Source organism: Fusibacter ferrireducens (assembly GCF_015352425.1).
Lineage (GTDB): Bacteria > Bacillota > Clostridia > Peptostreptococcales > Acidaminobacteraceae > Fusibacter_A > Fusibacter_A ferrireducens.
The window spans coordinates 87,259-101,543 of sequence record NZ_JADKNH010000011.1; the positions used below are offsets into that span (position 1 = coordinate 87,259).

Consider the following 14,285-nt stretch of genomic DNA (forward strand, 5'->3'; position numbering starts at 1 on the left):
AAAATGAGTGCATATATGAGTGTTGTTGGTGTCGTATTTCTTTTTTACATGCTTCAGTTCGGGTATGGTCAGTACACGCAAAACAATTCGATTGTCGATATATTCTGGGGGTTGGGTTTTGTTATAGCGGTTTGGTTCGCCCTGTTCTACAATCATGCTTTTGGATTGTCCTCTCTTCTGACAACGCTGCTGGTAACGCTTTGGGGGATAAGGCTTTTTTATCATATTTTTAAAAGAAATCATGGTAGACCTGAAGATTTTAGATATGTGAATTTTCGAAAGAAATGGGGGCATTCATGGGTTAAGACAAAAGCTTTTTTTCAGGTTTATATGTTGCAAATGTTTATGCTTTTAGTGATTGTATCTGCACCGGTAAATATTATCTTGAACAATCATACGGGATGGTCATTGTATACGATTATTGGACTCCTAGTTTGGTGTTTGGGATACTATTTTGAGGTCAAAGCTGATCAGCAATTGCGTCGATTTAAATCAGACGCTTCCAATAAGGGAAAAATACTGACAACAGGTCTCTATAAGTATTCACGTCATCCTAACTATTTTGGAGAAGCGACGATGTGGTGGGGGATTTATATTATTGGTTTGGATTCAGGCGGCCTATGGTACATCATAAGTCCTTTGACAATTACAGTTTTGCTCCGATATTTTTCAGGCGTGCCTCTATTGGAGAAACATTATGAAAATAATAGAGCGTATCAAAAGTATGCGGAGAAAACAAGTATCTTTATCCCTTGGTTTCCAAAGAAATGAGATGATTTTATGAGTTATATAAAAAAATTTATGGTAACGGCATTTATATTTTTTTCTATTGATCTTTTATGGTTGGGTTCTATTGGAAAGCAATTGTACGCTCGTCATTTGGGACATCTCATGGCAGATCAAATCTTCGTTAGCGCAGCAGTTATTTTTTATGTTTTGTTTATTACGGGGTTAATCTATTTTGTTATTCAACCTGCTTTGGCAAAGGGGCATCTTAAGTATGCATTGCTTAGAGGTATGTTCTTTGGGCTCATCACTTACGCGACCTATGATTTGACCAATTTAGCCACTCTACAGGATTGGCCTATTATGATTACTGTTATTGACCTTATTTGGGGTACTTTTCTGTGTGGCTTTACATCGGCACTAAGCTATTTAATTTTAAAACGTAATCCTTAAAGAGTTAATCTAAGGTCTAAAAAAAGATTCCAGTATTTGATGGTTAGGAGGAACAGGATTGTTGTAATCTTATTGTTAAAATTAAAAAACCCTTACATCTCTGTAAGGGCTTTTTCAATGGTGCCGAAGGCGGGGGTCGAACCCGCACGAGTGTTACCTCTCCGGATTTTGAGTCCGGCGCGTCTGCCAATTCCACCACTTCGGCGCGGAACTTCTATATAATAACATAGGTTTCGTTATGATGCAATACCCTTTAAACAAAAATATTATTTTTTTTTGTCATAATAATTTAAACCTTGAATTCTTAAAATATGATAAACTGAAATTGACATTGAAAGTAGGCGCATAGGCCATTTTAATAAAAAAATGAGGGGGTATTATGTACAATAAGAGACTTGAAAAAATAAGATCAAATATGAAGCAGAATCAAATAGATGCCATGATTGTAACCGCAACAGATTCGATTTACTATTTGCTCGGCGTTGAAATCCATCCGGGTGAGAGATTAATGGCACTTTTAATTAAAGAACACAGTGCAGTCTTTTTTCTAAATGCCTTATTTCCACTCAAAGAGACCTTGCCAGTAGTTGTGAGGTACTATAAAGATACGGATAAGCCTATTGAGATGATGTCAAAAGAAATAGGTGATCACGTTACAGTCGGTGTTGATAAAGAGTGGCCAAGTCGATTTTTACTTGAACTCATGGGATTTAAAGCATCGTGTACCTTTGTAAACGGCTCAGTAACCGTCGACAGTGCAAGACTCATTAAAAGCAAAGAAGAAGGGATGTTGATGCGAAATGCATCCAAGCTGAATGATGAGGTCATGAGACTTGTTTATGAGTATATACAGGAAAACGTCGGCACAATGACCATCACGGAGAGCATGATACAAGAAAAAGTTAAAGCTTTTAATGCTGAGCTTGGCGTTCATGAACTCTCATTTACACCTCTCATATGCTTTGGGGAGAATGGCGCAGAACCACATCATGACAGTGATGAAACCGTTTTACGTGAAAATCAAGCGATTATCGTCGATATTGGCGGTAGAAAAGATGGCTATTGTTCAGATATGACGAGGAGCTTTTATTACGGAACGCCACCGGAGGAATATGTTAAAGTCTACGAACTTGTAAGAAAAGCAAATCTTGCTGGTATTCAGGCGGTTAGACCGGGGGTTGCCTTCAAAGAGATTGATGCAGCTGCTAGAAATGTCATTGCAGAGGCAGGGTATGGCGATTTCTTTACCCACAGAACGGGTCATGGCATCGGCATCAATGTGCATGAATTTCCTGATGTTTCAGCTGTTAATGAAATGATCTGCGAACTCGGGATGACTTTTTCCATTGAACCGGGTATTTACCTTACGAATCAATTTGGCGTCAGAATTGAAGATTTGGTCAGGGTGACAGAAACTGGGTGTGAAGTGCTTAATCAATACCCTAAAGATCTTTTAACGATTATATCACCAAATTAAGCTGTAAACGGGGTCAAGATGTCTTGATCCTTTTACATATAGAGACCTGTATATGTATGAAGCAATGCTATGAAAAAAATATCGATAAAAATAAACGCAAAAAAACATGAACAGAGGGAACTTTTTGAATAAAACAGACGTCATAAACATATAACCTCTTAAGAAGGGAGTGAGACCATGGAAACAAAGCTACTTGAACGCGCGATTCAAGGAGATGTGGAAAGCTTTGAACAACTGATTAAAAAGTATAATCGGTATGCTTACAATATTGCATATAGAATGATGGGCAATGAAGAAGATGCAAAGGACATGTCTCAAGAAGCTTTAATAAAGGCCTATAAGAACATTAAAAAGTTTAAAATGGAATCTAGTTTCTCCACATGGCTTTATAGAATTGTAATCAATACCTGTAAGGATGAACTCAGAAAGAGAAAAGAAACAGCCTATTCACTAGATGAAACCTTTGGTGAGGACAATCGACTAAAACATGAAATCAGTGATGAAAAGTCTGATCCAATACTAGTTTATGAAAAGGCTGAACTTAAAGCAAATATTGAGAGTGCCTTAAATCGATTATCAGATGATGGAAAATCGGTAGTGGTCTTAAAGGATATCTTGGGATATTCCTATGATGAAATTGGAGAAATACTGCAAATACCAATTGGAACTGTAAGGTCAAGATTAAATCGTAGTCGAATAGCTCTTAAGGAAATACTTAGAGTACAAATTGCAGAAAGCTAGAAAGGAGTGAGTTAAATGAAATGTGATGAAGCACGTTTGCTAATGAACTTAGCAATTGATGAAGAACTGAATCATGAAGAACTTTCTCAACTCAACGACCATTTAGAACACTGTGAGCACTGTACTGTGGAGTATGAAGAGCTTAAATATCTAAAAGAGTTGATGGGTGAAATGGAGATGAAAGAACTCCCAAATGATTTTGAGAAGGAACTACATGCTAGACTATTAGAAGAAAAAAGGATAGACCTAAGTAACGAGATGCCCAAAAAGAACATATCTATTTTGGGTAAAGCAAAGCGTTGGGTTTCCAGTCACGGTCAGTACGCGATTGCTGCAGCAGCAATTGCATTGATTGTACTTGTAACCAATAACCCGTTTCAATTAAATAGTTATGATGTTGCTGAAAGTGCAAAGGCTGAATCTGCAGAGTATGGCGCAATGAGAATGGATATAGACACTGAAAATGATACTACGGCGACAGAACCAATGGCTGCACCAACGCCTGAAATGTCATCTGCTAGTACCGAATTTGCTGCTGCGAGTGAGGATGGCATCCATTTAGAAAATGGTCTTTCAGAACAGACGATAATGCAAAATCAAAGAACCAACACGGATCAGTATAGAACTGGTCGAATGATTATTAAGTCGGGCAACATCAATCTTGAGATCGTAGATTATGATACCGTCCTTGATGATATTAGACAAAAGGTCGTTTCATGGGGAGGCTATATTGAGAACGAAAGCACCTCTAAGATGGGATATAATTCTCGAAATCCTGAAGATGACTTGAAATACGGTTCGGTGGTTATACGTATTCCAAACGATCAATTCGAAACAATGATGTCGCTTTTAAAACAGTATGGAAATGTCAGATCTGATAATGTCCATGCTGAGGACGTGACTAAAGAGTACAGAGATACCGCGCAAGAAGTTGAAAACTTAAAATTGACAGAAAATCGATTTAGAGAACTTTTGTCAACGGCAACAGAAATGCAGGATATCTTAGCGATTGAAAATGAATTGACGCGTATAAGAAGCCAAATCAATCATTTTGAGCGCAGATTGAAGGATTGGGAAGTCCTCGTGGATCTTTCAAGTATTAACGTTGAATTAAGCGAAGTTAGAAGTTTAGAACCTGTCGTAGAACCCATTGATGATTCTCTCTTTGGGAAAGCCAAAACGGAGTTGATTAAAACCATTAACGGCATTAGAAGGATGCTTGAAAATGCCTTTATATGGACTGTAGCGAACTCTCCAATGCTCATTTTAATCACTTTGGTACTCATTTGGCTGGCGATTAGGAAAAGGCGAAAAAATAAACTCGTGAAGTAACCATATTATAAAAAATATATGGCAATATAAACTAAAACAATGCACATTAATTGATGCAAAATGAAAGGAGTATTTTTATGAAAAGCAAAATAATAACAATGATCGCGTTGGTAATGGTGGCAGTTTTGGCCATTGGCGCAGTGAATTCAGCCCCAGTTTCAGTGGCAGATGCTTCGGCGGACACAAATCAAAGAGTTGTAAACGTCACAGGTGAAGGCAAAATAGTGGTAGCTCCGGATTTGGCTTATATCAACCTCGGTGTTCAAACTAAAAATGAAGATGCTCAAAAGGCTCAGCAAGAAAATACCGTTAAAATGAATGCCGTTGTGGAAGCTATTAAAAAGGCAGGCATCAAAGCAGAAAATATTAAGACAACAGGATATAACATTTATCAAAATTATGATTACACACCTAACAGTGAAGTGAAAAATGAATACTATCAAGTGAACAATACAGTCAATTTAAAAATTACGGACATTGAATCCGTGGGCAAAATTATTGATGTTGCAACTGCAGCTGGCGCAAACAGTGTCAATAATATCCAATTTACTGTGGCGGATGATTCCAAATACTATGCTGAGGCTTTAAAACTTGCCATGGGAAATGCCAATTCAAAAGCAACGGCTATTATGAGCACCTTTAATAAAAAGCCAGGTTTGCCAGTGAGTGTTTCAGAAGCAAGTTATGGTGGTAGCACGATTTATAAAACCGCTAATGTCAGATTAGAAATGGACTCTGCAATGGGGTCAACACCAATAGAATCTGGTGAAATTACCATTGAAGCAACTGTTACTGTGGGTTATGATTATTAAAAAATTTGCAAGTAAATGATTTAGATTATTTAAAAGGACGTTATATGAAGATATGGCGTCCTTTTAATGTGCAAAACATGTTATAATGTTCTATATGACTTAAATTAAGGAGATGACTATGAACCGGATTGTAATTGTAGATGGTAATAGCTTAATCAATAGAGCATTTTTTGCAATGTCAGAGCTTAAAACCAGTAAAGGTGTTTATACTGGAGGGGCACTTGGGCTTACAACCATGATCTTTGGACTCATGGATGAATTTGAACCCGATTATTTTTGCGTTGCCTTTGATATGAAGGGTCCTACTTTTAGGCATAAAACCTATGATCAATACAAGGGGACACGAAAAGGGATGCCCAATGAACTCGCTATGCAAATGCCCATCGTCAAAGCAATACTCGATGCCCTTAAAATTCCTCGTGTTGAGCTTCAAGGTTATGAAGCGGATGACTTGATTGGCACGATTGCACATTACTTTGCAGATCAAAATATAGAAGCACATGTGATAACAGGTGACAAAGATGCCTTGCAACTGGTTAGAGAGAATATACATGTGCATATTACCAAGAAGGGCATCACACAACTAAAAGAATATAAAAATGAAGATATCATAGAAGAACTCGGTGTGGACGCCGATCACGTAATCGATTATAAAGGGCTCAGCGGTGATTCGGCAGATAATATTCCGGGCATTCCAAGTGTAGGCCCTAAAACCGCAGCAAAACTATTGGCGGAATTTGGAACGGTTGAAAATTTGATTCAAAACGTTGAGCAAGTGAGCAATAAGCGTTGGAAAAATTTAGTGATAGACTTTGCGGATCAAGCTATGCTCTCAAAGAAGTTGGCAACGATTATGATCAATGTGCCTGTGGAGCTTGAAACGGACATGTTTAAGCTGACAGATCCTGACATGGAAGCTGCTATCCACCTCTTTAGACAATATGAAATGAACGGCTTGTTAAACCGCTTAAAGGTGAAAACGGAAGTGGTAGAACAGAAAACAGAAGTTGAAAGGATCGACGTAGATGCGCTTATAAAGTTAATTGAATTTGAAAAGGCGTTTTCGTTTAAAATCATTTACAATAAGGTAGATTTAAGGCATGATGACTTAATCTGTGCCGCTTTTAAAGTAAAAGACCAAATTTGTATCATTGATAATATGGTGGATTTTGAAAAGTTAGTGCCTCTTTTTGAAGACGAAAAAATGCATAAGAGTGGATTTGACTTGAAAAACGAATACCTCTTTTTAATGCAAAAGGGCATTGATTTAAAAGGGGTAAAATTTGATGGCTACATTGCCGCTTATTTATTAGAACCCAGCAGACGCAGCTATGATTTAAGTGAACTCGTCTTTGAGCAGGCGACGGTTAAGATTGCTTCAGAAGAGGAAGTACTAGGTAAGGGTGCTAAGAAAAAGACGCCAGATCAGTTAGAGCAAGAAGTCTTGTATCAGTACGTCCAAGGTATGGTCATGGGCATTGATATTTTAGCAGACAAATTTGATGATAAACTTGAAGCAAATCAATTTAAGAAGCTATTTGAGACGGTTGAAGTGCCGCTTGTAAAGATACTGTCAGACATTGAATTCACAGGTTTTAATATAGATGTCAGTGAGATCGATCACATAGATGAACTGCTAACAGGACAAATTACAGAAATTGAAAAAGAGATATATGAGCAAGCAGGTGAAACCTTTAATATCAATTCGCCGAAACAACTGGCAGTGATCCTCTTTGAAAAATTGGGATTGCCACCACTCAAGAAAACCAAAACGGGTTATTCCACATCGCATGATATTCTGGAAAAATTGGCTTCTAAGCATGCAATTGTTGCTGAAATTATTGAGTACAGAACCTATACGAAGTTGAAATCAACCTATATAGATGGACTTAGAGCGGCCATAAATCCTGTGACTGGCAGGGTGCATACTTCTCTAAATCAAACGATTGCAGTTACAGGCAGATTGAGTTCTACAGAGCCAAATCTTCAAAACATACCGATTAGATTGCCTATGGGACGTAAAATAAGGAAATTCTTCATTCCTGATGAAGGGTGTATTCTCCTTGGAGCCGATTATTCTCAAATTGAGCTCAGAGTTTTGGCGCATTTATCAAAAGATCCTGCATTGTTGGAAGCCTTTACTCAAAATATAGATATTCATACGAAGACAGCATCACAAGTCTTTGGTGTGGAGACCTCTGAAGTGACGTCGCTACAGCGTAGCCATGCTAAAGAAGTCAATTTTGGAATCGTTTATGGCATGGGAGATTTCGGATTGGGAGAGAGCCTTGGTATTACACGCAAAGAAGCTAAGACTTACATTGAAAATTATTTTAAAAGCTATCCCAATGTTCAAGGTTTTATGGACAGTGTTATTGAATCTTGTAAAGAAAAGGGTTACGTTGAAACGCTGTTGGGCAGAAGAAGAGATATTGCGGATATTTCCAATAGTAATTTTATGTTGAGATCAGCGGCAGAAAGAACAGCGAGAAACACGCCTATCCAAGGTTCGGCAGCAGATATCATCAAGATAGCGATGATTAAGGTGTTCAACCGCCTTGAAGCAGAACAGTTAAAATCTAAACTGATCTTACAAGTACACGATGAGCTGATCCTCAATGTGCCATTGGATGAACTCGAACAGGTAAAAGTACTTCTCAAAGAGAGCATGGAGTCAGCATATGAGCTTTTGGTGCCCCTAAATGTAGATATGAATACAGGAGCGAGCTGGTACGATGCAAAGTAAACAAATGATCATTGGCATTACAGGTGGGATTGGGAGCGGCAAAAGCGCCGTCTCCAATATTTTAAAACAAATGGGCTATCCTGTGGTGGACGCAGATATTATTGCCAGAACTGTTCTAGATAAAGGAACTGCTGCATACGATAAAACCGTTGAAACTTTTGGTACTCAAATCTTACTTGAGGATTTTCAAATCAATAGAGCGCGTCTAGGGGAGATTATTTTTAATGATGCGCTTAAGCGTGAAAAGCTCAACAGTATTGTGCATCCAGCTGTGTATGAGGCAATAAATTGTGAAGTGAGCCAACTTCTAAAGTCATATGAGCTGGTCTTTGTGGATGTCCCCTTGCTCTTTGAAAACAATAGGGCAGGTGAATACGATGAAGTTTGGGTTGTAAACGCCAGTGATACCGTTAGGATTAAGCGCATTTGCAAGAGAGATCATGTGGATGAAGCCTATGCAATTGTCAAAATCAATGCTCAAATGCCCCTTGAAGAAAAGACAAAATTTGCTACTCGGGTAATTGAAAACGATGGTTCTTTGGAATCCTTAAAACATCAGGTTGTGACCCTTATAAATTCGATAAAAAAATAACGAAAGTTGCCTTAAATGGTTTAATTGTTTATAATGAAGTTGACTAATTTTTAGGAAGGTAATTATATAATGAAAGAGATGAAAAGTTTAGCTGATATTGATAGTATCCAAATCGCAGATGATCGGAAATTATTTTCAGCGACACATGATGAAATTGTTAATGGATTAACAACGGATGTCTATTTTTTAAGAACTTTGGATATTTTAAATGAGCTTGAACTTGCTGATGCAGAAGTGATTGCAGAAATATTTCCAAGGAAGCCAGGCATTTTTGTCGGATTGGAAGAAGTTTTGGCTTTACTTGAAGGCAAAAACTTGGAGATAGATGCGATTTCTGAAGGCGAATCTTTTGTTGAAAAAGATACCGTTATTAGAATTAAAGGTAAATATAGTGATTTTGCCATATTTGAAACGACTATTCTAGGAATGCTTGCGAGTAGCTCGGGATGGGCGACTGCTGCAAGAGAAATAAAAGAGGCTTGCGGCGATAAATTTTTCCTTTGCTTTGGTGCAAGACATGTGCATCCAGCAGTGGCGCCAGTTATGGAGAGAGCTGCTGTCATCGGTGGTGCAGGTGGTGCAAGTTGTATTTTAGCAGCGTTATTGAGTGGTATTAAACCTTCAGGTACTGTGCCGCATAGTGCTATGCTCATTGCAGGAGATACTTTGACGATATCTCAGAAATATGATGAAATTGCATCTCCTGATCACAATAGAATTGTCTTGGTGGATACTTTTAAAGATGAAGTGGAAGAGGCCATTCGAGTTGCTAAGGCGCTTGATGGAAAGCTTTATGGCATTCGTCTGGATACGCCAAGTGAAAGAGGCGGGGTAACGGCTGGTCTCGTGAAAGAGATGAGAGCTAAGCTGGATCTTGAAGGTTTTAAAGAGGTTAAGATCTTTGTGTCTGGAGGTTTATATCCTGACAAGATTAAATTGTTGAGTGAAGCTGGGGCGGATTCTTTTGGTGTGGGCAGTTATATATCAGCGGCATCTCCAATTGATATGACTATGGACATTAAGATGGTCAACGGTAAAGCAGTTGCCAAGCGCGGCAGAATTCCCGGCATGGTTGACAATCCAAAATTAAAGCGTATTAGAAATTTTAAGTAGAAAGACTGAATAGAGTAATTATAAATGTAAAAAAGGCCGACTCGGATTGTAATGAGTTGGCCTTTTCTATGGATTTATACTATTTTCTATGGATTTATACTGATGTTTTTTTCCGATTGTAATTTTGGAGAAAACCTCGTGACTCATCACAACATTTGGGCCATCTTTCGCTGCCTCAAACCGATTTTCGCTGACACGGATGAGAGAGGACACCTCTCGTTATAGCTTTCGGATCAAATCTTGTTGCATTAAAAAAAATAAAGACCTTGCAAATTGCAAGATCCTTACTTTAATTGGTGCGGATGGCGGGATTTGAACCCGCACGAGCATTGCTCACTACCCCCTCAAGATAGCGTGTCTGCCGTTCCACCACATCCGCAGGTTACTTTATTTATTATAGTGACATTACCTATATAAGTCAAGAGTAAAAGTGAAAAAAGTTTGCATTTTCAACGGGTTAGGGAAATCATAAAATGAAAGTCAATCATTTCAATGCATTCAGAAATTGTCTGAATATAATAACATTTTCGAGGGAAGCATGGTTGCGTACAAATAGATCGATTCTGAAGAAAAAGAGAGTACTTTAATGTGAATGAGGAACAAAAACAAAAAATGCACTGAAAAAAAAACAAAAACATTTGACGAAGAATCTGTCTTATGTTACCATATTAATACAAAGATCTTATTATATTTTATGGATTGTGACTGAGGATTCAGGCAAGACCAAATAGTTGCTGTATGGGTAACCCCCATAGTGCATCTTTTTGGTCTTTTTTTTATCATCAATTTGAGCTCAGTTTAAATTGTTTGGCCAAACAATGAAGTGTTTTAAAAGTTCTATTAAAAAATCACAGATTAAGAAAAGAGTAGGAGGTAATATGAAGTTTTACTTTCCAGAAGATTTTCTTTGGGGAGGTGCAACCGCAGCGAACCAAATGGAGGGTGCTTACAATGAAGATGGCAAAGGTCTCAGTGTACAAGATGTAACACCTAAGGGTGGGTTTGGACCTATTACTGACGAGCCTACTGACGATAATATGAAACTGATTGGCATTGACTTTTACCATAGGTATAAGGAGGATATCAAGTTACTTGCAGAGATGGGATTCAAGGTTTTTAGAATCTCAATTGCATGGACTCGAATTTTCCCACTGGGAGATGAATTAGTACCCAATGAAAAGGGGTTACAATTTTATGATGATGTGTTCGATGAGTGTTTGAAGTATAATATTGAACCGCTTGTCACAATATCACATTATGAAACCCCACTTCATCTGGCTAAAGTTTATGACGGCTGGAAAAATAGGAAGATGATTGACTTCTATGAGCGTTATGTGACAACACTCTTTAACAGGTACAAAGACAAAGTAAAATACTGGTTGACTTTTAACGAAATCAATTCGATTTTACATGCACCTTTTATGAGTGGTGGTATTGCAACTGCTAAAGAGAAGTTGACAAAACAAGATCTGTATCAAGCCATTCATCATGAGTTGGTTGCAAGCGCTTTGGCAACTAAAATTGCACATGAGATTAATCCAAATATGAAGGTGGGATGTATGGTTCTGGCAATGCCAGTATACCCAATGACACCAAAGCCAGAGGATATGATGAAGACACTTGAACTGGATCGAAGCAATCTATTGTTCAGTGATGTTCATGTGAGAGGTTATTATCCTTCCTATGCAAAGCGATTATTTAAAGAAAATGGTGTAGAGATCCAAATGCATGACGGTGATGAAGAACTGCTTAAAAATACAGTTGATTTTATCTCATTCAGTTACTATATGAGCATTTGTGAAACCAGTGATGAAATAAAAGAGATGGGTGCAGGCAATATCTTCCCAGGTGTTAAAAATCCATATTTGAAGGCGAGTGAATGGGGCTGGCAAATCGACCCAATCGGGTTAAGATATGTTCTCAACACGTTATATGATCGCTATCAAAAGCCATTGTTTATCGTCGAAAATGGGCTGGGAGCAGTGGATGAACTCATTGAGGATGAGCAAGGCAATAAAACGGTGAACGATGATTATCGCATTAAGTATCTCAATGATCACTTAGTTCAAGTTGGAGAAGCAATTCAAGATGGTGTTGAAGTTATGGGATATACGCCCTGGGGATGTATAGATCTTGTAAGTGCTTCAACAGCTGAACTCAAGAAAAGATATGGCTTTATCTATGTGGATCGTCACGATGATGGTTCGGGTACTTTAGAGAGATATAGGAAAAAATCTTTTAACTGGTATAAAGAAGTCATATCATCCCGTGGGGGAAATTTAAAATAATATTATAATTGGAGGTTTATTATGGCATCTAAATACGATGGTCTCGCGAAGATTATTATTAACAATGTTGGTGGCAAATCAAATGTGATCAGTTTGACACATTGCATTACGCGGCTGAGATTTAAACTTAAAGATGAAACAAAGGCAAATACGGAACTTCTAAAAAATACGGATGGTATTGTTACCGTGGTACAAAGTGGCGGTCAATATCAAGTAGTAATTGGTAACCACGTACCAGATGTTTATGAAGTTGTCGCAAAAACAGGTGGATTTGCAGCAGCATCTGAGACAGATGGTGAAGGTTCAAAAATGAGCCCAGGGGCAGCATTTATAGATATGATTTCAGGTGTATTCCAACCTGCATTGGGTGTTCTTGCTGCAACAGGTATGATTAAGGGTTTCTTGGCATTATTTGTATTTCTTAAATGGCTAACACCAGACAGCGGTGTATATCAACTGTTGTATTCTGTAGGGGACGGCTTCTTTCACTACATGCCAATCTTTTTAGGTTTTACAGCAGCCAAGAAATTTAAGGTGAATCAGTTTACAGGGATGACATTAGGTGCTTCTCTTATGTACATCAATGATGTGACTGCAATGGCAGCAGGAACACCAATGTCAACGATATTTGCAGGTACAAGTTTTGCCACAAACGTCTATGCGACTTTCTTTGGTCTTCCGATTACGATTCCAATGGCGGGATACGCATCATCTGTAGTACCGATTGTACTTGCAGTGTATGTGGCTTCAAAAGTTGAAAAGTTCTTCAAAAAAATTGTTCCTGATGTGGTTAAAGTATTCTTAGTACCGATGTTTACTTTAATGGTTTGTGCACCGCTTACATTTGTAGTTGTGGGACCAATTGCATCTATTTTAACTTCAATTATAGGCATTTTAACAGGTGGTGCATATGGACTAAGCCCTATCGTTGCAGGTGTTTTCTTGGGGGCATTATGGCAAGTTCTAGTAATTTTCGGCTTGCATTGGGGCGTTGTGCCTTTAGGTATAGTTAACTTTAGTACTTTGGGATATGACTACATTTTGCCATTAGTATTTGCAGCATCATTTGCTCAAACTGCAGTTGTTATCGCAATTGCTATTAAAACAAAAGATCAAAAATTACGTTCACTTAGTATTCCAGCTATTATTTCAGGTTTCTTTGGCGTTACAGAACCAGCAATCTATGGGATTACATTACCTCGTAAAAAACCGTTTTGGATTTCATGTATAGCAGCCGCTATTGGTGGTGGGATTATTGGCACAGGCAAGGTATACTCATATATGTTAGGTGGGCTTGGTGTGTTTGGTTTCCCATCATACATCAATCCAGCGACAAATGATATTTCAGGTTTACTACTGGTGTTTACTGGTATTTTAGTAGCGATGGGAATTGCATTTATTGCAACGCTAGTCACTTACAAAGAAGATTTAAAATCAGAGTCGAAATCTTCTCTTTCAAATGATACAATGAAAGAGAACGTATTATTAAGTCCTTTAAGTGGGTCTGTAAGAGCGCTTTCTGATATAGAAGATGCTGCGTTTTCAACAGGCGCATTAGGAAATGGTTTGGCGATATTGCCAGTTGAAGGCAAGTTGGTTTCTCCAGTGGATGGTGAAATCGTGACATTGTTCAAAACAAAACACGCTGTTGGGATAAAATCGGATTCAGGTATTGAAATATTAATTCATGTTGGGATGGATACAGTAAAACTTGATGGAAAGCATTTTAATGCACTGGTGAAGCAAGGTGATCATGTGAAAAAAGGCGATGTTATTTTGGAATTTGATATTGAAGCCATCAAGGCAGAAGGCTATTCAATGTTGACTCCAATCGTAATCACTAATTCTTCTAACTATGCGGATCTTGTCTTTGAAGTCGGCAAAGATATCACTACAGATGAAGCGTTAATGGTACTGGTATAATCTAGTCAACAAAGCAATTCTGGCCCTTCTTAACGAAGGGCCTATCATGAGTTGAGTATTTTCACTCATGGGATGTAAAATC

11 protein-coding genes and 2 tRNA genes are annotated in these 14,285 nt (G+C 38.1%); 11 read left to right on the top strand and 2 right to left on the bottom strand.

Annotation, left to right across the window (positions count from 1 at the left end; translation table 11 throughout):
• Positions 1-3: 3 nt before the first annotated feature.
• On the top strand, positions 4-771 hold the full coding sequence (locus ISU02_RS17200) for a DUF1295 domain-containing protein (protein WP_194703080.1): 768 nt from the start codon (positions 4-6) through the stop codon (positions 769-771).
• Positions 772-780: 9 nt separating this feature from the next.
• A complete protein-coding gene (locus ISU02_RS17205) occupies positions 781-1,179 on the top strand; it encodes a DUF2177 family protein (protein WP_194703081.1) in 399 nt (132 codons plus the stop codon).
• A gap of 118 nt (positions 1,180-1,297) precedes the next feature.
• Here ISU02_RS17205 and ISU02_RS17210 read toward each other — a convergent pair.
• Positions 1,298-1,384 (bottom strand) — tRNA-Leu (locus ISU02_RS17210).
• A 174-nt stretch (positions 1,385-1,558) separates the two neighbouring features.
• On the opposite strand from ISU02_RS17210, the gene ISU02_RS17215 reads away from it, so the two are divergent.
• The 7 genes from ISU02_RS17215 (at position 1,559) to ISU02_RS17245 (ending at position 9,992) form a co-directional block, all read left to right on the top strand.
• Positions 1,559-2,656 (top strand): M24 family metallopeptidase, encoded by a 1,098-nt coding sequence (locus ISU02_RS17215; protein ID WP_194703082.1) that lies wholly within the window; start codon positions 1,559-1,561, stop codon positions 2,654-2,656.
• 177 nt (positions 2,657-2,833) lie between these two features.
• Complete coding sequence (locus ISU02_RS17220; protein ID WP_194703083.1) at positions 2,834-3,397, top strand: RNA polymerase sigma factor; 564 nt, start codon at positions 2,834-2,836, stop codon at positions 3,395-3,397.
• A gap of 15 nt (positions 3,398-3,412) precedes the next feature.
• Positions 3,413-4,729, top strand: a complete 1,317-nt coding sequence (locus ISU02_RS17225) for a DUF4349 domain-containing protein (protein ID WP_194703084.1) — start codon at positions 3,413-3,415, stop codon at positions 4,727-4,729.
• Between the two features lie 77 nt (positions 4,730-4,806).
• Complete coding sequence (locus ISU02_RS17230) at positions 4,807-5,541, top strand: SIMPL domain-containing protein (RefSeq protein ID WP_194703085.1); 735 nt, start codon at positions 4,807-4,809, stop codon at positions 5,539-5,541.
• A gap of 118 nt (positions 5,542-5,659) precedes the next feature.
• A complete protein-coding gene (polA, locus tag ISU02_RS17235) occupies positions 5,660-8,287 on the top strand; it encodes a DNA polymerase I (RefSeq protein WP_194703086.1) in 2,628 nt (875 codons plus the stop codon).
• Positions 8,277-8,879, top strand: a complete 603-nt coding sequence (gene coaE / locus ISU02_RS17240) for a dephospho-CoA kinase (protein ID WP_194703087.1) — start codon at positions 8,277-8,279, stop codon at positions 8,877-8,879. Before polA ends, coaE begins: the two co-directional genes overlap by 11 nt.
• A 69-nt stretch (positions 8,880-8,948) precedes the next feature.
• Entirely contained in the window at positions 8,949-9,992 is a 1,044-nt protein-coding gene (locus ISU02_RS17245) for a nicotinate phosphoribosyltransferase (protein ID WP_194703088.1), read from the top strand.
• Between the two features lie 294 nt (positions 9,993-10,286).
• Here ISU02_RS17245 and ISU02_RS17250 read toward each other — a convergent pair.
• Positions 10,287-10,371: transfer RNA gene (locus tag ISU02_RS17250), tRNA-Leu, on the bottom strand.
• Positions 10,372-10,870: 499 nt separating this feature from the next.
• Between ISU02_RS17250 and ISU02_RS17255 the strand changes: the two genes are divergently transcribed.
• Both ISU02_RS17255 and ISU02_RS17260 read left to right on the top strand, forming a co-directional pair.
• Positions 10,871-12,280 carry a glycoside hydrolase family 1 protein gene (locus ISU02_RS17255; RefSeq protein ID WP_194703089.1) on the top strand — a complete coding sequence of 470 codons (1,410 nt, stop codon included), beginning with the start codon at positions 10,871-10,873 and terminating at the stop codon, positions 12,278-12,280.
• Between the two features lie 21 nt (positions 12,281-12,301).
• Positions 12,302-14,203 (top strand): beta-glucoside-specific PTS transporter subunit IIABC, encoded by a 1,902-nt coding sequence (locus tag ISU02_RS17260; RefSeq protein ID WP_194703090.1) that lies wholly within the window; start codon positions 12,302-12,304, stop codon positions 14,201-14,203.
• Positions 14,204-14,285 lie beyond the last annotated feature (82 nt).

What these genes read in the sequence shown, in the direction of transcription:
- ISU02_RS17255 (WP_194703089.1), top strand. Translation starts at nt 10,871, where the DNA reads ATGAAGTTTTACTTTCCAGAAGATTTTCTTTGGGGAGGTGCAACCGCA.
- ISU02_RS17260 (WP_194703090.1), top strand. Translation starts at nt 12,302, where the DNA reads ATGGCATCTAAATACGATGGTCTCGCGAAGATTATTATTAACAATGTT.
- coaE (WP_194703087.1), top strand. Translation starts at nt 8,277, where the DNA reads ATGCAAAGTAAACAAATGATCATTGGCATTACAGGTGGGATTGGGAGC.
- ISU02_RS17215 (WP_194703082.1), top strand. Translation starts at nt 1,559, where the DNA reads ATGTACAATAAGAGACTTGAAAAAATAAGATCAAATATGAAGCAGAAT.
- ISU02_RS17225 (WP_194703084.1), top strand. Translation starts at nt 3,413, where the DNA reads ATGAAATGTGATGAAGCACGTTTGCTAATGAACTTAGCAATTGATGAA.
- ISU02_RS17220 (WP_194703083.1), top strand. Translation starts at nt 2,834, where the DNA reads ATGGAAACAAAGCTACTTGAACGCGCGATTCAAGGAGATGTGGAAAGC.
- ISU02_RS17205 (WP_194703081.1), top strand. Translation starts at nt 781, where the DNA reads ATGAGTTATATAAAAAAATTTATGGTAACGGCATTTATATTTTTTTCT.
- ISU02_RS17200 (WP_194703080.1), top strand. Translation starts at nt 4, where the DNA reads ATGAGTGCATATATGAGTGTTGTTGGTGTCGTATTTCTTTTTTACATG.
- ISU02_RS17245 (WP_194703088.1), top strand. Translation starts at nt 8,949, where the DNA reads ATGAAAGAGATGAAAAGTTTAGCTGATATTGATAGTATCCAAATCGCA.
- polA (WP_194703086.1), top strand. Translation starts at nt 5,660, where the DNA reads ATGAACCGGATTGTAATTGTAGATGGTAATAGCTTAATCAATAGAGCA.
- ISU02_RS17230 (WP_194703085.1), top strand. Translation starts at nt 4,807, where the DNA reads ATGAAAAGCAAAATAATAACAATGATCGCGTTGGTAATGGTGGCAGTT.